General features: G+C 42.6%; 18 protein-coding genes. 10 read left to right on the top strand and 8 right to left on the bottom strand.

The features are described from left to right. Nucleotides 1-103 precede the first annotated feature (103 nt). Entirely contained in the window at nt 104-1,552 is a 1,449-nt protein-coding gene (locus ABUE30_RS15105) for an ABC transporter substrate-binding protein (protein WP_408624671.1), read from the top strand. 97 nt (nt 1,553-1,649) lie between these two features. Here the strand turns inward: ABUE30_RS15105 and dxs are convergent, their stop codons facing one another. From dxs to xseB, 3 genes are read right to left on the bottom strand one after another with little or no spacing between them, the layout of a single operon-like run. After that, complete coding sequence (dxs, locus tag ABUE30_RS15100) at nt 1,650-3,488, bottom strand: 1-deoxy-D-xylulose-5-phosphate synthase (RefSeq protein ID WP_408624778.1); 1,839 nt, start codon at nt 3,486-3,488, stop codon at nt 1,650-1,652. Between the two features lie 32 nt (nt 3,489-3,520). After that, a complete protein-coding gene (gene ispA, locus ABUE30_RS15095; RefSeq protein ID WP_408624777.1) occupies nt 3,521-4,399 on the bottom strand; it encodes a (2E,6E)-farnesyl diphosphate synthase in 879 nt (292 codons plus the stop codon). 8 nt (nt 4,400-4,407) lie between these two features. Then, entirely contained in the window at nt 4,408-4,653 is a 246-nt protein-coding gene (gene xseB, locus ABUE30_RS15090; protein ID WP_408624670.1) for an exodeoxyribonuclease VII small subunit, read from the bottom strand. Between the two features lie 261 nt (nt 4,654-4,914). Between xseB and pomA the strand changes: the two genes are divergently transcribed. From pomA to thiI, 3 genes are all read left to right on the top strand, one after another. Further along, nucleotides 4,915-5,676, top strand: coding sequence for a flagellar motor protein PomA (gene pomA, locus ABUE30_RS15085; RefSeq protein WP_408624669.1), 762 nt, complete (start codon nt 4,915-4,917; stop codon nt 5,674-5,676). Between the two features lie 11 nt (nt 5,677-5,687). Then, entirely contained in the window at nt 5,688-6,614 is a 927-nt protein-coding gene (locus ABUE30_RS15080) for a flagellar motor protein MotB (RefSeq protein ID WP_408624668.1), read from the top strand. Between the two features lie 137 nt (nt 6,615-6,751). After that, nucleotides 6,752-8,206: a tRNA uracil 4-sulfurtransferase ThiI gene (gene thiI, locus ABUE30_RS15075; protein ID WP_408624666.1), complete on the top strand. Its 1,455-nt coding sequence runs from the start codon at nt 6,752-6,754 to the stop codon at nt 8,204-8,206. A 3-nt stretch (nt 8,207-8,209) separates the two neighbouring features. On the opposite strand, the gene ABUE30_RS15070 is transcribed toward thiI, so the two are convergent. The 5 genes from ABUE30_RS15070 to ABUE30_RS15050 all read right to left on the bottom strand — a co-directional run bounded on the left by ABUE30_RS15070 (nt 8,210) and on the right by ABUE30_RS15050 (nt 13,223). Next, a complete protein-coding gene (locus tag ABUE30_RS15070) occupies nt 8,210-8,779 on the bottom strand; it encodes a DJ-1 family glyoxalase III (protein ID WP_408624665.1) in 570 nt (189 codons plus the stop codon). Beyond that, a complete protein-coding gene (locus ABUE30_RS15065; RefSeq protein WP_408624664.1) occupies nt 8,772-9,671 on the bottom strand; it encodes a ketopantoate reductase family protein in 900 nt (299 codons plus the stop codon). The genes ABUE30_RS15070 and ABUE30_RS15065 overlap by 8 nt, the downstream gene beginning before the upstream one ends. A gap of 114 nt (nt 9,672-9,785) precedes the next feature. After that, nucleotides 9,786-10,352, bottom strand: coding sequence for a sugar O-acetyltransferase (locus tag ABUE30_RS15060; RefSeq protein ID WP_408624663.1), 567 nt, complete (start codon nt 10,350-10,352; stop codon nt 9,786-9,788). Between the two features lie 644 nt (nt 10,353-10,996). Then, the gene (locus tag ABUE30_RS15055; protein WP_408624662.1) at nt 10,997-11,683 is read right to left on the bottom strand and encodes a response regulator; all 687 of its coding nucleotides are present in this window, start codon (nt 11,681-11,683) and stop codon (nt 10,997-10,999) included. Further along, nucleotides 11,676-13,223, bottom strand: coding sequence for an ATP-binding protein (locus ABUE30_RS15050; protein ID WP_408624661.1), 1,548 nt, complete (start codon nt 13,221-13,223; stop codon nt 11,676-11,678). The genes ABUE30_RS15055 and ABUE30_RS15050 overlap by 8 nt, the downstream gene beginning before the upstream one ends. A gap of 386 nt (nt 13,224-13,609) precedes the next feature. On the opposite strand from ABUE30_RS15050, the gene ABUE30_RS15045 reads away from it, so the two are divergent. From ABUE30_RS15045 to citF, 6 genes are read left to right on the top strand one after another with little or no spacing between them, the layout of a single operon-like run. Beyond that, entirely contained in the window at nt 13,610-14,977 is a 1,368-nt protein-coding gene (locus tag ABUE30_RS15045) for a 2-hydroxycarboxylate transporter family protein (protein WP_408624660.1), read from the top strand. Nucleotides 14,978-14,996: 19 nt separating this feature from the next. After that, complete coding sequence (locus ABUE30_RS15040) at nt 14,997-15,881, top strand: fumarylacetoacetate hydrolase family protein (RefSeq protein WP_408624659.1); 885 nt, start codon at nt 14,997-14,999, stop codon at nt 15,879-15,881. Nucleotides 15,882-15,928: 47 nt separating this feature from the next. After that, on the top strand, nt 15,929-16,954 hold the full coding sequence (gene citC, locus ABUE30_RS15035) for a [citrate (pro-3S)-lyase] ligase (protein WP_408624657.1): 1,026 nt from the start codon (nt 15,929-15,931) through the stop codon (nt 16,952-16,954). Between the two features lie 30 nt (nt 16,955-16,984). Continuing rightward, nucleotides 16,985-17,278 (top strand): citrate lyase acyl carrier protein, encoded by a 294-nt coding sequence (gene citD, locus ABUE30_RS15030; protein ID WP_408624656.1) that lies wholly within the window; start codon nt 16,985-16,987, stop codon nt 17,276-17,278. Further along, a complete protein-coding gene (gene citE, locus ABUE30_RS15025; protein WP_408624655.1) occupies nt 17,275-18,150 on the top strand; it encodes a citrate (pro-3S)-lyase subunit beta in 876 nt (291 codons plus the stop codon). The genes citD and citE overlap by 4 nt, the downstream gene beginning before the upstream one ends. A 19-nt stretch (nt 18,151-18,169) precedes the next feature. After that, a complete protein-coding gene (gene citF, locus ABUE30_RS15020) occupies nt 18,170-19,696 on the top strand; it encodes a citrate lyase subunit alpha (RefSeq protein ID WP_408624654.1) in 1,527 nt (508 codons plus the stop codon). Nucleotides 19,697-19,698 lie beyond the last annotated feature (2 nt).

Here is a 19,698-nt window from a genome sequence, read left to right as displayed (position 1 = left end):
AGTTGCAGTTGCTATACTGTGATGATTTTCCAAAAAATGAAGTGATCTGTGCATGCTACGCTGTTTGCAAATCGTCTGTTTATGTTATTTCAGTATTGGACTCGTGACGGCTCAACCAGTCGTTTGGGGAAGCTCTCAGCTGTTGCATTTTGAACGTTTTCCTACCGATCTGTCTATGGCTAGTATTGCCGTGGGCAATCTTCTCTATGATCCATTATTTCGCTTTGATGAGCATGGCCAAGCTCAGCCATGGCTAGTTAAGCAGATGACTCAACTGTCAGCCACAAAGTATCGATTATCACTGAATGACTCCGTTCACTTTGCTTCTGGCGATCAATTGAACGCGACGGATGTCCTTTGGAGTTTGTCGCAGCTGCGCCGCCATAGTGATTATCGAGCGCTATTTGCTTTGATTCAGCACGTAGTCATCAATGACCCCTTCACCATTACGATAACCTTATCTCAACCCTGCGCTGATTTTACGCGTCGTTTAGCCTATTGGTTTGTGTATGACAGACATTGGTCGCTACAAAAAAAAGCAAGTCGGTCATTGTTAACATCAGGCTCAGGGCCTTTCCGGCTTGTCGAAAACTTAACTGGGATTCGATCGGTTTTAACGCGTAACATCAATTATTGGCATCCAGATAATGAAGGTAACATTAGTCAATTGACTGTCGTGCCTATTCGTCATGAGCAAACTCGCTTTTCCGCGTTGTTAGGGGGAGATATTGATATTGCGGATCATCTAAGTGGTCAGCGTTTTGAACAATTAATGGAAATACCGGGGTTGCGGGCTAAATTAGTCAATCATATGCGTTGGGTGGGGTTAGTATTTAATGGTAAACATAACCATTGGCTGCGCCATGAACAGATTCGTCAAGCCATTTCACTTGGGATCAATAGTCAATTTATCAGTCAACAATTACCGGGCTCTTTAGGCGAGCAAGCGACCCAGCTCACGTTTGCTGGGAGTGAATATTACAATCAATCTGTTAAAAATCTATATCAGCCTGACCGCGCCTACCAGCTTTTAGCCGAGCAAGGTGTGGACGGAAAAGGTCTCAGATTACAGATGATTGTCAAGCAAGGGGATCATTTGGCTATCCAACAAACGGCTGCGATACTCAAAACCATGTTTGAGCGGATCAATATCGATCTGCAGATTATTTGGCTTAAACCTGCGGCGTTTAAAAAGGCGCTGCAAAGTTGCCAAGGTGATCTGTTTCTTGTTGCATTTAATCGTCAGCCAGATGAACGATTGGGTTATCTGCAGGCGATGTTACACGGACAGAACGATATGCTCGCAGGATTGCATTGCACACCAAAGCTCGCTGAGCTCGATAAAGAATATATGGCACTGCAAAAAGGGCCACAGGTTGCCTTGCAACTGCAGAAATTTTCAGCCAAGCTGGCGAGCAAGTATTACTTCAAGCCGCTGTATTGGCGGCATCAGTTATGGGGCATTGATGCAGCAATTAATGGGCAAGCTGTGCGCAACTCTCTTGGGCTTCCCTATTTAGACAAGCTCCAAGTGATGCGTCAACATCGTTAGATGACATACAACTGTGGTGTTATTCATCGCAGTGGCAACAGCTGTGTGATCCACAACTGTTGCTTTCGTCCAAGGTATATCGTGATGGTCAGGCTATTTATGCGCTGAGACGGCGAATAATTCCTGCACAATCAAGATCCAATTGAGCATAGACTTCAGCTTGCGAGCCTTGGGCAATGAAATGATCGGGCAAACCAAGTCGTAACAGTTTTACGTTGCTACCTTGCTGCATTAAATACTCAGCAACTGCTGATCCAGCGCCGCCGATGATGGCATTATCTTCTAAGGTGACTAATTGCTGATGGGTTTGGGTTAACTTATCAATGCAGTCATGATCAAGTGGTTTGACAAATCGCATATCCACTACGGTCACGTCGAGTATTTTTGCCGCTAGCAGGGCTTCATGGAGCAAGGGGCCAAAACACAAAATCGCTGTTTCATGGCCTTGACGGCGAATCACCGCTTTGCCGATAGGTAGTTCACTCATTTCGATGCTTATCGGCGTATCAATTGCTCCGCCGCGTGGATAACGCACCGCCGCAGGTGTTCCCAATTGATACCCAGTATAGAGCATCTGGCGACATTCATTTTCATCTGATGGCGTCATAATGGTGAGATTGGGAATGCAGCGCATGAAGCTTAAATCAAATGCGCCTTGATGGGTTGGTCCATCGGCGCCGACTATACCCGCTCTATCAATGGCTAACAGTACCGGAAGGTTTTGAATCGCGATATCATGAATTAATTGATCATAAGCACGTTGTAAAAAGGTGCTGTAAATTGCAACAACGGGCCGTTGTCCCCCAATGGCTAACCCCGCGGCAAAAGTTAATGCATGTTGTTCGGCAATGGCAACATCAAAGTATTGCTGCGGAAAGCGTTTGGAAAATTCTACCATGCCAGAACCTTCGCGCATGGCTGGGGTAATCCCCATTAATTTCGGATCGCGCGCTGCCATATCACACAACCATTGTCCAAAAACTTTGGAGAAGGTGGTTGTGGATGATTTTTTGGGTAAATCATTTTGTTTCGGATCAAACTTAGAGACTGCGTGATAGCCAATAGGATCTTGCTCAGCAGGCAAATAGCCTTTCCCTTTTTTGGTGATCACATGTAAAAATTGCGGTCCACTGAGATCGCGCATGTTTTTAAGCGTTTGCACTAACCCAATGACATCATGGCCATCAACCGGACCAATATAGTTAAAGCCAAATTCTTCAAATAAGGTGCCGGGAACAACCATCCCTTTGAGGTGTTCTTCGGTGCGCTTGGCCAGCTCCTTAATGGGTGGAATACTCTGTAAGATCTTTTTTCCACCTTCACGTAAAGTGGCGTAGACATTGCCAGACATCAGCCGTGCGAGTGAATTATTGAGTGCGCCAACATTTTCAGAAATCGACATTTCGTTATCATTGAGAATGACTAGCAAATCATCATTGCGAGCGCCACCATGGTTGAGCGCTTCAAATGCCATGCCCGCTGTCATTGCGCCATCGCCGATGATCGCGGCCACTTTTTGGCCGGTTTGTTCGATACTTGCTGAGACCGCCATCCCTAATGCTGCGCTAATCGAGGTGCTAGAATGGCCAACACTGAGCGAATCATACTCGCTTTCTTCTCGCCATGGGAAAGGATGCAACCCTCCCTTTTGTCGAATGCTCGTCATCTGATCGCGACGTCCTGTGAGAATTTTATGTGGGTAAGCTTGATGACCCACATCCCACACTAACTTATCAAACGGCGTTTTATAGACATAATGCAAGGCAACAGTCAGTTCTACAACCCCAAGACCTGAAGCTAGATGGCCACTGGACTGACTAACCGTTTTAAGTAAGTATTCCCGAAGTTCATTACAAAGCTGGGGTAACTTAGATATAGGTAATTGGCGTAGGTCCTGAGGACCATCGACTAAGGCCAATATTGGATAATCTCGAATATTCAGACTCATAAATTGGTATATAGCAACGGCTATTTATCTCGCTTGACAATGTAATCTGCGAGTAACGCGAGTTTGTCAGTATTGTAGGGTAATGCGTCGAGTGCATGTAGTGCTTCAAGTCGCAAAGTATGACATTTGTGCTGTGCTTGCTCTAATCCTAACAACGATGGATAGGTGTTTTTTCGGTGTTGAACATCACTGCCTTGCGGTTTGCCTAGGGTTTGCGTATCAGCAATGATATCTAACACATCATCACGAACTTGAAAGGCAAGACCAATGGCTTGAGCGTAGCGAGCGAGTGCATTTTGCTCATCAGGATGATCAATCCCTGAGGCGATAGCCCCCAATTTTACTGCTGCTTGAATCAAAGCGCCAGTTTTAAGTCGGTGCATCGCTTCTAGTTCGGCTAATGTTTGAGTTTGCCCCGTTGCATCAATATCGATGGCCTGTCCTGCGCACATTCCTTGATAACCGGCGGCAATGCTGAGCTCTTTGAGCATTGACAGCTGAGCTTTAGGATTGAAGCCTGACGCTGAACTCAACAACGTAAAGGCTAACGTTTGTAGTGCATCCCCTGCGAGAATAGCGGTTGCTTCATCAAAGGCAATATGACAAGTGGCCTGACCTCGGCGCAGTGAATCATTATCCATGGCGGGCAGATCATCGTGTACTAATGAATAAGCATGGATGGCTTCAATTGAAGCGGCTACGGGATCTAAGCGCGCCATCGGTGCTTCGACTAATTCTCCAACGAGATAGACAAGTAATGGGCGGATCCGTTTACCACCGAGCAACAGGCTATAACGCATGGCATCGCGTAGGCGCGGGGATTGCTCCCCAAGCTCTTCCAACTGAGCGAGTAAGTAGCAATCGATATGACTACGGTAACTATCCATACTTATTTGCAAACAGGTACTCACAGTGATTCTCCTTCACCCAGCGTTGTCAGCGGCGTTTGAGAATCAGCTTGGCGAAGAACTTTTATCTGCTGCTCTGCTTGCTCTAACTTTTTTTGGCCCACACCAGCTAAGGCGATACCGCGTTCAAAATGCTTCATGGCTTGTTCAAGTGGCAGATCGCCCTGTTCGAGCTCCTTAACCAGTTGTTCTAGCTCGCTGAGTGATTCTTCAAAGCTCATATTTTCAGGTTTTTTAGCTGCCATTCAATCTCCTGATCATTTCGATCAATACCCCGTCAGAAGTCAACACGTACTTTCTCGTGGTGACACCGAACCATGTTATTGTAACCTCAACACGTCTGCCCCCGATCATAACGGCTTAGGTGGTTATGGTTAAAGTATTTATTTCCTTAACCGATAGATATTGTAGATTATTGTCCATAATATACGAACAGATACACTGACCGGTCTACTGATACAGAGTGGCTGGTAGTCATCAATACAGATTAGAGAAGGAAGGATGCTGTGGATTTAGCAACGCTGGTTGGTTTAATAGGCGGCTTTGCCTTTGTTTTAATGGCAATTCTGTTGGGAGGCAATGTTAGCTCGTTTGTGGATGTGCCTTCCATATTAATTGTTTTGTGTGGTTCGATGTTTGTGGTATTGATGAAGTACAACCTTGGCCAGTTTTTAGGAGCAGCTAAAATTGCTGGTAAGGCATTCTTATTTAAAGTCGATAAACCAGATGACTTGATTCAAAAGGCCATTGAGCTAGCTGATTCTGCTCGTAAAGGAGGCTTTTTAGCGTTAGAGGAAGCGGAGATCCCCAACCCCTTCATGGCTAAAGGGGTTAGTATGCTGGTGGATGGCTACGATGCTGAGGTTGTTCGCTCTACCTTACGTAAAGACATTGCGTTAACCCAGGAGCGCCATGAAGTCGGTTCGAGTATTTTTAAAGCGATCGGGGATGTGGCACCTGCGATGGGAATGATTGGTACGTTAGTGGGCTTGGTCGCGATGCTTTCTAACATGTCTGACCCTAAATCCATTGGTCCTTCAATGGCAGTCGCTTTGTTGACTACCTTGTATGGTGCGATATTGGCAAACATGGTGGCTATTCCTATCGCCAATAAGCTTGATCTTCGCTCTGGTGAAGAGGCGCGTAATCAAGCACTTATTTTGGATGCGGTACTCGGTATCCAAGATGGGCAAAATCCGCGAGTCATCGAAGGCCTATTGAAAAATTATCTACCAGCTTCGAAACGTAACACAGGGGCTGCTGAGTAGCAGGATGAATGATGGATGAAGAAGAAGAATGCAAATGCCCGCCTGGGTTACCTGCATGGATGGCAACGTTTTCGGACTTGATGTCGCTACTACTATGCTTTTTTATATTGCTATTATCCTTTTCAGAAATGGACGTGGTGAAATTTAAGCAGATTGCGGGTTCGATGAAGTATGCATTTGGGGTGCAAAACAAATTAGAAGTCAAAGATATTCCCAAAGGAACCTCGGTGATCGCACTGGACTTTCGTCCGGGTCGTCCAGAACCGACTCCCATTGAAACGATCATGCAACAGACCTCGGATATGACTCAAACTGAGTTGGACTTTCAAAAAGGCGAAAATTCCCAAGCGGGGGGCGAAGAGCGCACCTCAGGCCAGCAAACAGGGGGAAGTTCTACGCAAGCGAGTAGTCGTCCTGTGCCGCAACCCAGTCAACCTACCGCTGCACAAAGTGAGGCCGCACGGCGAATTGCTGTGCAGCTGAAGACAGAGATCAAGGAAGGCGCGCTAGAAGTTGAATCATTGGGACAGCAGATCATTATTCGAATTCGAGAAAAAGGCTCATTTCCATCGGGTTCAGCGTTTTTACAACCGCAATTTAGACCGATTATTCGTAAGGTCGCCTCGGTTATTAAAGATATTCCTGGGCAGATCGTTGTATCTGGCAATACAGATAATCAGCCGCCTGATTCTGAACTTTATCGCTCTAACTGGGATTTGTCAGCACAGCGAGCCGTATCCGTAGCGCAGGTGATGATCCAAGTTCCGGGGTTTAATCAGGACCGATTGGTGGTGCGGGGGTTAGCGGATACCGATCCATTAGTTAAAAATGACACAGCGGAACACCGCGCGCGTAACCGACGAGTTGAAATTAGTATTATGCAGGGCAAGGCACTGCAATCACGCCAGATCCAAGTGACGCCGATCAACGATAACTAATTAGGGATAATAAGGGACGTATTCTAGCCAAGGGACGCGTGCTGTGAGCCGAATGCCAGTATAGTTTAATTTACGAGCATACACATTCAGCTCATAGCGGTGTATAATCGCGCCGAAATTTTAACGCTGTAGTCATCATGAAGTTTATAATCAAATTATTCCCAGAGATCACCATTAAAAGCCGAACTGTTCGGCAACGTTTTAGCAAAATATTACAGGGTAATATTCGTAATGTTCTCAGTCGTATTGATGACGATATTCGCGTCAGCCGAAACTGGGATCATATGGTGGTCACCAGTCGTTTGCCGGATAAGCGTGATGAGTTGGTTGACGCTCTCAAATGTACGCCCGGTATTCAGCACTTTTTGGAAGTGTCCAGTTTCGAATTTACCGATTTACATCATGCCTATGAACTCACCCAAGCAATTTGGAAAGATAAGTTAGCGGGTAAAACTTTTTGTGTCCGTGTTCGTCGTGTTGGGGAACATGACTTTACCTCCGTAGAAGCAGAACGTTACATCGGTGGTGGGTTAAATCAATACAGTGATGCCTCTGGGGTAAAATTGAAAAACCCAGATGTAACCGTACGGCTGGAAATTGAAAATCAGCATTTATATGTGGTAACCGAGCAACATCCAGGTTTGGGCGGTTTCCCAATTGCCACTCAAGAGAGCGTTTTATCACTGATTTCCGGTGGATTTGACTCAGGTGTTTCCAGCTATGAGTTGATTCGCCGTGGTTCACGCGTGCATTACTGCTTTTTCAATTTGGGTGGTGCGGCGCATGAAATTGGCGTTAAGCAGATGGCTCATTATTTGTGGCAAAAGTTTGGGTCATCGCATCGGGTTAAATTTGTCAGCATCGACTTTGAACCTATTGTTGAAGAGATCCTCACGAAAGTGGATAACTCACAAATGGGTGTTGTGCTCAAACGGATGATGATTCGCGCAGCATCGCAGGTGGCGCAGCATTTTGATATTCAGGCATTAGTGACGGGGGAAGCGGTCGGTCAAGTTTCTAGCCAAACCCTGACTAATTTATCAATGATTGATAGAGTTTCTAACACGTTAATTTTACGCCCCTTGATTGCTCGAGATAAGCAAAGCATTATCGATTGTGCTCGGCATATTGGGACTGCCGATATCTCTGAGACCATGCCCGAATATTGTGGCGTCATTTCTCGTAAGCCGACAGTTAAAGCAGTTGAAGCGAAGCTGCTTTCTGAGGAAGCCAACTTCGATAGTGAGATTTTAGAAAAAGTCGTTAATGAGGCGCGCGTGGTTGATATCCGTGACATTGGTCGGCACAGTGATGCCGCCGTGGTTGAAGTGGATACAGTCAGTGAGATTAGTGCAGAGCAGATCGTGATTGATATTCGCTCTGATGAAGAAACCGAGCACAAACCGCTGGTGATTGATGGCGCGCAAATTATTCATATTCCATTTTTTAAACTAGGAACGCGGTTCTTGGAACTAGCCAGTGATAAACATTATTTGCTCTATTGTGATCGCGGCGTGATGAGTAAGCTGCAAGCCTTATATTTAAAAGAGCAAGGTCATAGTAATGTCAGCGTGTATCGGCATCATGCCTAACTGTTATGCCGATGGGCTTGCGATGAGCATAGGCTCGGCGACTTGCTGAGCGAGCTCTTCACTGCCTAAGAGCGCTAAAATTTGCAGAGCCATTTCAATGGCAGTTCCTGGACCTCGGCTGGTGATGAGCCTCGCTTGTTGGTCAATGACAACCCGTTCGCTGCTACGTTTGTGTGCGGGTAAGTCTTGGAAAAATTGAGGGTGACAAGTCATTGTGGCACCGGGGCAGATATGATGGTGTTCGAGCACTAAGGCGGGTGCGGCGCAAATGGCTGCAAGGTAATTAGGGGCATGGTAAAACGCGCGAATAAATTTGATGAATTCGGGCGTATTGCACATATATTCGCTGCCGCTAGCTCCCCCGGGAATAACTAATAGTTGATAGTCATCGACATCGGCGTCTTCGAGTAGCTTATCAGCGACCAGTCTGACGCCGCGAGAAGCACAAATAATCAGCTCATCACTCACACTGACCAGATCGACGCTAAAATTTCCTCGGCGTAGTGTATCGATTATTGATACGGTTTCAATCTCTTCACTACCTGGCGCAACAGCCACCATGACATTAACCATTAGCACAATCTCCTTTGAGAATTTTTTCGACAACTTGTTGATTTAAAGGAACTTCAATCTGATGTTCTTGAGCTTTCCTGATAATGTAACCGTTGATCAAGCCAATCTCTGTTTGGCGCTGACAGCGTATATCTTCGGCCATAGACGAATGGTTGTTAGCCGTGTGCTGGCAAACTTGGCGAACCGATTGAATGATGTCACTATCACTTAAAATAATCTGACAGGCTTTTGCAACTTGATGAATTTCATTGGCAAGTTCGCGGATCAAGGGTTGATAACTAGGAGTAAGCAGTTCACCATTTAAGCACTGAGCAATCGCGGTGATAGGATTAATAATGGCATTAATGGCAAGCTTTTGCCACAATGCTTGCTCAATATGGGGGTGATAAACGACATCAGCCAGCGCGGCATTGAGTTCCATGATCCAGAGAGGGGGCAATTGTTCAGATTGACCACTAGGATAGCGGCCAACCGTGGTGATGCCTGTGCCTTGATGACGAATTATATTTTGATGGCGCTCTGCGCCATGCGTTGTGGTGCCAGCCCAAATTAGATGTTCTGGATAACGATGAACTAACTGCTGCTGTGGGCCCATGCCATTATGTAGCGTTATTAACTGAGTGTGTTTAGAGAGCCGAATACTTGTCAGAGCATCAACGACTTGATAGCCCTTGGTGCAGATTAATAACATATCGCATTGCTCGGTATGGTCACAAATGGTTAATTCTAAGTCCACTTGCTGCTGGTCATCTTGATAGTGTAGCGAACGTTTTGTTTCACCTTGATGAAATGCTTTACTCATCACCAATTGTACAGAGTAACCAGCAAGTGCCAAGCGGGCTGCAAACAATCCACCGATGGCGCCATCACCTAAAATTCCCCAACGTGTCATCAAGACCCCCTGCTTTATTGGTAGCTATGCCCTCTATCTTAGGTTGATAAATGAAAAAAGAATACTCATTTTAGGCGCAACTAGAAAGCGCATTGCAGTACTCTTTCACAAGTCTTATCGTGCACCCTCTAGTACGGGCCGAACAGCCCGACAAGGTTGACCCATCGCTAGCATACCGGATTCAATATCGGTGGTTACTAAGCTGCCGGCACCAATCACACAGTCATCACCAATAGTCACGCCTGGCAAAATAATGCAGTTGCCACCGATCCATACGTTACTACCAATCGTGATAGGCTCGGCATCCCCAATATGGTTTGCTCGGGTGGTTTTATCGAGTGGGTGATTGGCTGTATACATCGCCACATGTGGCCCGATAAACACATGATCGCCAATCGTTACTTTGGCGCAATCAAGTACCGTCCAGCCAAAGTTGATAAAAACATGATGGCCGAGATGAATATTGCAACCATAGTCAATATGAATAGGCTTTTCGACATGAACATCATCACCTATTTCAGCGAATAATTGGGTGAATAGGTGTTGACGTTCAGCTTCTGCGCGTGGTGCTAACTGGTTAAATTCATCGACCAGTTCGCGGGTATGTAAACGGATCTCAATTAATTGTGGATCATTGATCCAATAACGATCGCCTTGTATCATTGTCTCAAATGCACCCATATTTTCCCTATCCATGTCATTGAATTTAGTCTTCAGTATGGATGAAAAAACACAAATCTGTCCATGGACTTAGTGGTTATCAAGCAGGGAAAATTAGCTAGCTAATACGTTATGGTAGTCTTTTGATATATGATCAATTTTTTGGTTACGGTAAAGTAAAATATATTATTAATTTAGCTCGCCATAGGGATGGTAATTATACTTATGGTGATATAAAAATAAAATGTAGTATGAATAAATAAAATTAAAAAATCACAAATAAATATTTTTAATCGATGTAAAATACAGTATAAAATAGTTAACATTATCAATATGGTCATGTGTTAAAAATTATCAACACGAATAATTAATAATATGGATGGCTGTCATATTTGGCCGTTTGGTATTTGCTAAGGCAATGGTTGTTGGAAGTATCATTGTCAATTAAAAAATAATTTTATAAACAATGGTATTTTTTATTATGTTATGTATATTCAATGAATACGATGATAATCGATAATCAACATAAGAATTATGATGTATAGCGATTCCCATACTATGTGAGTAAGAAATGGGCTGATTTTAATCAACCCTATAATGAAGTTGTAACCATTTATCGCTGATAGTGAATATCATCAAACAACCTCTAGTGCTATAGTGGAAATTTATCGACTTTTTAAATAAATGCGTCGAGGGTGTCCCACTTTTCCATATTGCATTTTAACTGATATAAGACTTTGTTTAACACAATATTCCAAATAGCGACGAGCTGTTGTTTTACTCAATCCAGTCTGTTCAACGATGTCGTCGATTGTATATTCATCTTTTTTATTATTTTCAAAAATACTAAAAATTATATTCAGAGTACTTTCCTCAATTCCTTTTTCATTTCTATGTGTGAAATTTTTTGATTTCAGTTGAAATAAATTATCAACATGTTTTTGATCAATTATTTTATAGAATTGTTGGGTTTGTTTAAATTGAATAAAGCGTTCTAATGACTGAGTTAATCGCTTCCACGATATAGGTTTTAAAATATAATCAAAGGCACCATAACTAATTGCTTTACTACAAATTTCCATTTCACTGGCCGCTGTAATGAAAATAGCGGATGTTTTTTCACCTTGAATGAGTTGATTGGTAAAAAGATCAATACCTTGCCCATCGGGTAAATAATTATCGATAAGCACTAACTCGGGTACTCGTTCACTAATTATTTTTTCTGCATTTTGATAAGTGTTAGCGATACCAATTAGTTCAAGTCCCTCAAAATTTTGAATAAAGTCTGAGTAAAGCTGTGATAGAGTAAATTCATCTTCAACAATTGCAACCGTTATTTTTTGTTTATTCATCAGTTAATCCCTTCGTGAGTGCCTGCTTAGGAATAAAGATAGAGCAGCAAATACCGCTTGGTACATTATGTGATATTTCTATAATGCCATTCGCTTTTTTAATATAGCTAGAGACTAGATGCAATCCTAAACCATGATTACCTTTGCTTTGTTTTGATGTGTAGCCTTGTACAAAAATGTCATTAATATCAGAGAGGGAAATCCCGATTCCTTGATCAGAAACTTCAATAATAACTTCATTATCATTTTCTGAAAGGTAGACTTCTATCGGATATATCTCATTTGATTTAAGGGTCGCTTCAATTGCATTGTCAATAATATTACCAATCACTGAGATGAACTCAGTTTCGCCAATTGATGATGGCATTGTCTTTAGTTCACAAGCTGGATCAAACATAATCGATATCCCTTTTTCTTTGGCACTGGAATACTTTCCTATGAGTAATCCACATAAATATGGAGATGAAAATTTTTTCGAAATAAAATCTAGAATCCCCTGGGTATCTGATGACTGCAATTCTATGTAGTCAATCGCTTCTTTATATCGACCTAGGTGTAACAGCCCTGCAAGTGTTGCGGTCCAATTTAATTGCTCGTGCCTTAATATTCTTAAATTATCTGTATATTTTTTTATTTGTGAAAGTTGTTTAGATAATTCTTTTATATCATTTTCATCTCTAAAACTAACAACCCATCCAAGTAACCTACCATTAATAAATAACCTTATTCGACTAGCAATAACAGACTTGTTGTTAAATGTTATTAGTTGATCAAATAAGTCCTTATTAAGCATCTCATCTCTATTGAAAAAACGTTTATCTTTTATCAAAAAATCTATTTTTCTGCCAATGATCGGATGTTTTGAGGGATCAAATATTTGTCTAGCTGACTGGTTGATATGTGTAATCACTAAGTCATTGTCAATCCCAATAATCCCTTCATAGATATTCTCTAATAAAATTTTTTGTTGTTTTACTACATAAGCAATTTCATCCGGTTCCATCGATAGCATGTGTTTCTTTAGATTTTTAGAAAGAAGCCAACAAAAATAGAATAAACATATTATTGATAAAAAAGATATTATCATAATATGAGACATTTTTGCATAAGATAGGTGCTCAATGTGATTCACTAAATAACCAACAGAAACAATGCCAATGACTTGATGCTTATTGTTGAAAATAGGCGTTTTGCTGCGAAGTGAGTAACCCATTCCTCCTTTTCGAATTGTGACGATATGCTTTCCAGATAAAACAGGTTTATTATCCCCCCCAACCATGTAGAGACTCATATGGGCAGGTGGATTTGAATGATATAAATGCTTTGCATGTTTATCACCGATAACTAGATAACTTGCATCACTTTGTTTCGCTAATGGATCCATGATGCGTTTAATTGTTAAAATATCGTTATTTTCTATGGCATTAGATAGGCTTTTAAGTTGAGCAATTTGGTTCGATTGGATCTCTGCTTTTGATTTTATTTGGCTAAAAAAAAGATTTTTAAAATCAAGAGAAAATGTTGTCGTAATAATAGCCATTAGCACAACAACAAATAATGATAAATAGATGAACAACTTAAGATGAAAAGAGATATGTTTCTTCATGATGATAATATATATAACCTTTTTTTCAGTCTAACATTTTAAAAAAAACATTTAGTGCCAGAAGATAAATCTTGTGAGCTGTTTTGCAAAAACGATATAGAGGTGATGTTTTTTTAAACATCAAAAATAAATAAAACCATTAAAACTTTATAATTTATAAAAATCATAAAATCATTTATTTAATAAATTAATTTATTAAAACCAAAAAAAACCATATTTATTTTAAGTTTTTTAAAATCACAGTTTTATTTTAGATATCATGCACAAAAGATTAAGCGATACTTTACCTATAATGAAAATCTAAACTAAAGGAGTTCATTATGAGTATGATTGATGATGTATCAGTAACATCCGAAATAAAGGGTTCAAATGGTAAAATTTCTTTGAAAAATCGATGGTGGAATATTATGGATAACTGGAAGGTGGGGATTATCCCTCTTCCTATATTTATTCTTTGTGGTGTACTCATTGCTATTGATTGTATAACGCATAGCCTAAAAAGTGACTTAGTTGTAATGGTCGCGACACTCGCTTTTTTCGGTTTTGCTTGCGGTGAATTTGGCAAACGATTACCTATATTGGGGAAAATGGGAGCTGCGGCCATTTGTGCCACCTTTATCCCATCTGCATTAGTTTACTATGGTTTATTGCCCCATGATGTCGTGGTATCTACAACGAAATTCTTTAAATCAACAAACATTCTTTATCTTTATATTTGTTGCATCATTGTCGGCAGCATCATGAGTATGGATCGTAAGACTTTAATTCAAGGTTTTATGCGAATATTTATCCCGATGATTTGTGGCGAAATTGTGGGTATGTGCATCGGTATGCTGGTAGGCATTGCACTTGGAATGACCCCATTTCATATTTTCTTCTTTATTATTCTCCCGATTATGGCCGGCGGTGTTGGAGAAGGGGCTATTCCGTTATCAATTGGTTATGCCACATTACTGCATATGAAGCAGGGGGTCGCTTTTGGACAAATATTGCCAATTGTGATGCTGGGTAGTTTGACCGCGATTGTAACGGCTGGCTGTCTTAATCAGTTAGGTAAACGCTATCCGCATCTGACTGGCGAAGGAAACTTGCTACCTAATAAAGATAATGGATTGGAAAATTCGGGAAGTTTAACAGGCCGATTTAGTGGCAATGTCGATGTTACCAGTATTGCTGCGGGTGTTTTACTGGCGGTGTTAATGTATATGGTGGGCGTTCTTATTCAACATTGGATTGGGTTACCTGCACCTGTCGGGATGTTATTCATAGCGGTGATTATCAAATTGTGCCATGGCGTATCTCCTCGTCTTTTGGAAGGATCTCATATTGTTTATCGATTTTTCCAAACATCAGTGACTTATCCGGTGCTATTTGCCGTTGGGGTAGCCATTACGCCTTGGCAATCGTTAATGGACGCTTTCACACTTTCTAATTTGCTGGTCATTGTCGTGACCGTTTTATCGCTGGTTGCCACGGGTTACTTTGTTGCTAAAAAGATCGGGATGTATCCGATTGACGTTGCGATTGTTTCTTGTTGTCAAAGTGGGCAGGGCGGGACAGGTGACGTTGCTATTTTAACTTCGGGAAATCGAATGGTATTAATGCCTTTTGCTCAGATTGCAACTCGCATTGGCGGTGCCATTAATGTTTCCGTTGCGCTACTGATCCTTGGTAATTTTTTAGTCTGATGTTGTTCCAGAGGAAGTTATGAAATTTGCAAGTTATCAATATGGTCATCACATAAGTTATGGGGTGGTGCAAGGTGATCGCATCAGCGATTTAGGCGGACAGTTTGAGCATTATCCAGATCTTAAATCGTTTTTAGCCCATGGCGTATTTGGCCATTTAGCAGATAAATTGAGTCAATGTCATCAGTTTTCGTGTGATGAAGTGACCTTTTTACCCGTGATCCCTAATCCTGGAAAAATCTTTTGTGTGGGGATGAACTATGCGCAAAAACGTCAGGAGTTTGGTGAAAATAATCCAGCCCCGACATTATTTGTTCGATTTGCTGACTCTCAGGTCGGTCATCGCCAGCCAGTAATCAAACCATTTTATTCAAAACAGTTTGATTATGAAGGGGAATTAGCAGTGGTGATTGGACGAAGTGGTCATCATATTGCAGTGCAAGATGCGCTGAATTATGTGGCAGGTTATAGCTGTTATATGGACGGGTCTGCTAGGGATTGGCAACATGCATGGTTTACAGCAGGAAAAAACTGGCGACAAACAGGGGCCTTTGGCCCCTGGTTGGTGAGTGCGGATGAAATCACAGACCCGCATCAATTAACCTTGATGACTTGGTTCAATGGCCAGCAAGTTCAGCAAGATAGCACGGCTAATATGGTGCATAAGATCCCTGAACTTATTCATTACATTTCAACTTTTTCAGAACTTAACCCAGGTGATGTGATTATAACTGGTTCACCAGGGGGGGTTGGAAAAAAACGTAATCCACCCTTGTTTTTACAACCAGGCGATCTGATTGAAGTTGAGATCTCTCAGATTGGTCGGTTGAGTAACCGGGTAATTGATGATGATCAGGTGGGCGTTTCTTCAGTGATTGCCCAGCCGATGTTATCAGTTAGTTAACTCATTAACGTTGAATTTGAGATATTGTGATGGATGACTATTCGCTTATGCAGTTTGAATGGCTCGATATGAGTCGATATGGTGCACCTCATTCAGATATTACTGCATTACTCAATAGTGTTGGAATTGGTTATGACAATTCTATTGAGTATTTACTGGTCATGATGCTTCAACAGCGCGTTGTTGGATGTGCTGGATTAGCTGGAACAACGATTCGTTGTGTTGCAGTCTCCCCCCAGTTTCAGGGGGCCCAATTAGCAGCTGGTTTGCTTAATGAAGTTGAAAAATTTGCCTATGAGCAAGGCCGATCTCATCTTTTTCTATATACCAAACCATCTAATGAAGATGTGTTTAAGCAATGCGGGTTTTATCCGTTAGTGTCTGCACCCAAACAGGCTTTATTGATGGAAAATACGCCCGTGGGACTTGCGCATTTTTGTCAACAATTGAGCTTGCAACGCCATGATCGCGGTGTACAAGGCGGTATTGTCATGAATGCGAATCCTTTTACATTTGGTCATCGTTATCTCGTTGAACAAGCACTATTGCACTGTGATTGGTTACATGTTTTCGTGGTTCGCGAAGAAGCGTCCGAGTTTTCCTATCGCGAGCGCTTTGCAATGGTTTGCAATGGCCTTGCTGATTTGGAGTGTGTGAGTGTTCATTCGGGAGGCCAATATCTGGTATCTAGAGCAACATTCCCCAATTATTTTTTAAAAGATAAACAGCAAGTTGAGCATGCTTATGCGGCTATCGATCTGTTACTTTTTCGTGATTACATCGCCCCATCCTTAAGGATTTCTCGACGGTTTGTTGGCACTGAACCTTATTGCCCTGTCACGGCGGCTTATAATGCTCAAATGTATTATTGGCTTGCTCATCTTGAAATTGATGCGCATCCAGCGATCGATGTCATCGAAATTCCCCGAACGGTGAGCGCACAAGGGACACCTATTTCTGCCTCACAAGTGCGTCGTTTTATCCAACAACAGAAATTTAAGCAGGCTCAATCGATTGTTCCTCAAACGACATTTGATGTGATTCAACATCATATTGAACCTGTTTCTGTCTAATCTATAACGCTTAAGTTTTAGGAAAAAAATATGAAAATTATCCAAGAGGCCATTGCTGGAACACTGGAGTCAAGTGATCTAATGGTCAAAGTTTCCCCTGAGTCTGACGGCTTAGATATTGTGATTCACAGTGAAGTGATCAAGCAGTTTGGTGCAAGAATTCGCGCAGTGACAACAGAAGAGCTGCGTAAGCTAGGGGTTAGCCAGGGACTCATTGTAATTGAAGATAAAGGAGCGCTGGATTGTGTGATCCGGGCTCGGGTACAAAGTGCCATTTTACGGGGTGCGAATTGCAACGAATTAGAATGGGGGAAACTACTATGAAAAAATTACGCCGCAGTATGCTGTTTATCCCAGGTTCGAATGCTGCCATGTTAGCCACTTCGTTTGTCTATCGACCTGATTCAGTCATGTTTGATTTAGAAGATGCTGTTTCTTTACGTGAAAAGGATAGTGCTCGATTATTAGTGATGCATGCATTGCAATTATCCGCCTACGACGGGATTGAAAAAGTAGTGCGAATTAATCCGCTGGACACCCTTTACGGATTATCCGATCTCGAAGCGGCGGTCAGGGGGGGGGCCGATGTCATCCGGTTGCCTAAAACCGATCGTCCTGAAGATCTCTATGAGTTGGAAGAACAGATTACCCGCATAGAAAAAGAGTGTGGCCGAGTAGAAGGCTCTACTGGCACTATGGCTGCTATTGAGTCAGCTACCGGTGTCGTCAATGCCGTCGACATTGCGTGTTGTTCGAAACGGTTAATTGGTATTGCGTTAGCCGCTTTTGATTATGTGATGGATATGCAAACTGAACGGGGAGATGGTACTGAACTTTTCTATGCACGTTGTGCCATTTTGCATGCAGCCCGTGTAGCGGGTATTGATGCTTTTGATGTTGTGTATCCTGATGTGAATAATGATGAAGGTTTTCTCGAAGAAGTTTCATTAATTCGCAAGCTTGGATTTAATGGTAAGTCATTGATTAATCCGCGGCAAATAGAGTTACTGCACAATGCGTATGCGCCTAGTCAAGAAGATGTTGATTATGCCCATCGAGTGATTACTGCGGCTCGTCAAGCAGAAGACAAAGGACTCGGTGTGATCGCGCTGAACGGCAAAATGATTGATGCCCCGATCATTAATCGAGCGCATTCGGTCATTGAACGTGCGAATGCTTCTGGAATACGCCATTAATTGACAAGGATTATGAATCATGACCGAAATAACTGATCGTTTACATCAACAATTTACTTATCTTAATCATTTAGTGCCTTTTAAAAAGGCGCATAGTTTCACGCCTTGGCTGGACAACTTGGCCGATAAACGCCAGCGTAAAATTTGTGCATCGCTAGAAGATGCCATTGCGCGTTCTGGGTTAAAAGATGGAATGACTATTTCATTTCATCACGCGTTTCGTGAAGGTGATCAAGTGATTAACATGGTTGTCGCCTGTTTAGCTAAGTTAGGGTTTCATGGACTTACCTTAGCCTCTAGCTCATTGATGACTTGCAATGATGCGCTGATTGAACATATTCAATCAGGCGTTATTCGCTGTATTTATACATCAGGAGTGCGAGGCAAATTAGCCGATGCGATCTCCAACGGGTTGATGGAAGAGCCGGTACAGATTCACTCTCACGGGGGGCGAGTGAAACTCTTGCAAGAGGGGGAACTCAACATTGATGTCGCCTTTTTAGGTGTACCGAGCTGTGATGAATATGGCAATGCCAATGGCACTCATGGACACGCGTGCTGTGGGTCACTGGGCTATGCCATGGTCGACGCGCGGTATGCGCATCAAGTGATTTTATTAACTGAACAATTAGTCGACTATCCCAACTTGCCAGCGAGCATTATCCAAGATCAAGTTGATTGGATTGTGCCGGTTGAACAAGTGGGGGATCCGGCAAAAATAAGCGTGGGAGCGGCGCGCGTGACCTCTAACCCTCGTGAGTTAATGATTGCCAGAAGTGCAGCTGATGTAATTGAGTTCTCAGGATTTTTTAAAAATGGGTTTTCAATTCAGACGGGTTCTGGGGCTGCATCAACTGCGTGTACACGATTTATGGCCGAACGGATGCAGCGACAAAATATTGTGGCTAAGTTCGCCTTAGGTGGAATTACTGGCAGTATTGTCGATCTACATGAACAAGGGTTGATTGAAACGCTATTAGATACGCAATGTTTTGATCGAAAAGCGGCGGCCTCATTAGGCCAAGATCCGACGCATGTTGAGATTTCGACTAACGTATATGCGAATCCAGCAGCCAAGGCGGCGAGCTGTGACCAGTTGGACATTGTCATTTTAAGTGCTTTAGAAATAGATTTGGACTTTAATGTGAATGTATTAACGGGATCTGATGGTGTGATGCGAGGTGCCTCGGGGGGACATTGTGATGTGGCTGCTGCAGCTAATTTGACCATTATTGTGGCACCTTTATTACGCACTCGTATTCCTACTGTGGTCAAAAATGTGACCACGCGAGTGACTCCGGGAGAGAGTGTGGATGTATTGGTGACCGATCATGGGATTGCGGTGAATCCTGCTCGAGCTGAAATTAAGCAACGTTTGCTAGAGGCTCACTTGCCAGTGATGTCTATTGAGCAGTTATATGCAAAAGCGATTGAATTAACAGGAGAACCACAACCTATTGAGTTTACTGATCGAATCGTTGGTGTGGTTCGTTATCGAGATGGATCAGTGATTGATGTGGTTCGTCAGGTGAAGGCTTCGATATAGTC

Origin of the sequence: Celerinatantimonas yamalensis (assembly GCF_046054155.1) — a bacterium.
GTDB lineage: Bacteria > Pseudomonadota > Gammaproteobacteria > Enterobacterales > Celerinatantimonadaceae > Celerinatantimonas > Celerinatantimonas yamalensis.
The sequence above is the reverse complement of the archived record's forward strand: the minus strand, read 5'-3'. Positions and strand labels throughout refer to the sequence as shown.

Excerpts from the sequence above, each read along its gene's own strand:
- ABUE30_RS15045 (WP_408624660.1), top strand. The coding sequence starts at position 13,610 with ATGAGTATGATTGATGATGTATCAGTAACATCCGAAATAAAGGGTTCA.
- citE (WP_408624655.1), top strand. The coding sequence starts at position 17,275 with ATGAAAAAATTACGCCGCAGTATGCTGTTTATCCCAGGTTCGAATGCT.
- citC (WP_408624657.1), top strand. The coding sequence starts at position 15,929 with ATGCAGTTTGAATGGCTCGATATGAGTCGATATGGTGCACCTCATTCA.
- citF (WP_408624654.1), top strand. The coding sequence starts at position 18,170 with ATGACCGAAATAACTGATCGTTTACATCAACAATTTACTTATCTTAAT.
- citD (WP_408624656.1), top strand. The coding sequence starts at position 16,985 with ATGAAAATTATCCAAGAGGCCATTGCTGGAACACTGGAGTCAAGTGAT.
- ABUE30_RS15040 (WP_408624659.1), top strand. The coding sequence starts at position 14,997 with ATGAAATTTGCAAGTTATCAATATGGTCATCACATAAGTTATGGGGTG.
- ABUE30_RS15050 (WP_408624661.1), bottom strand. The coding sequence starts at position 13,223 with ATGGCTATTATTACGACAACATTTTCTCTTGATTTTAAAAATCTTTTT.
- ABUE30_RS15060 (WP_408624663.1), bottom strand. The coding sequence starts at position 10,352 with ATGGGTGCATTTGAGACAATGATACAAGGCGATCGTTATTGGATCAAT.
- ABUE30_RS15070 (WP_408624665.1), bottom strand. The coding sequence starts at position 8,779 with ATGGTTAATGTCATGGTGGCTGTTGCGCCAGGTAGTGAAGAGATTGAA.
- thiI (WP_408624666.1), top strand. The coding sequence starts at position 6,752 with ATGAAGTTTATAATCAAATTATTCCCAGAGATCACCATTAAAAGCCGA.
- ABUE30_RS15055 (WP_408624662.1), bottom strand. The coding sequence starts at position 11,683 with ATGAATAAACAAAAAATAACGGTTGCAATTGTTGAAGATGAATTTACT.
- ABUE30_RS15080 (WP_408624668.1), top strand. The coding sequence starts at position 5,688 with ATGGATGAAGAAGAAGAATGCAAATGCCCGCCTGGGTTACCTGCATGG.
- xseB (WP_408624670.1), bottom strand. The coding sequence starts at position 4,653 with ATGGCAGCTAAAAAACCTGAAAATATGAGCTTTGAAGAATCACTCAGC.
- ABUE30_RS15065 (WP_408624664.1), bottom strand. The coding sequence starts at position 9,671 with ATGACACGTTGGGGAATTTTAGGTGATGGCGCCATCGGTGGATTGTTT.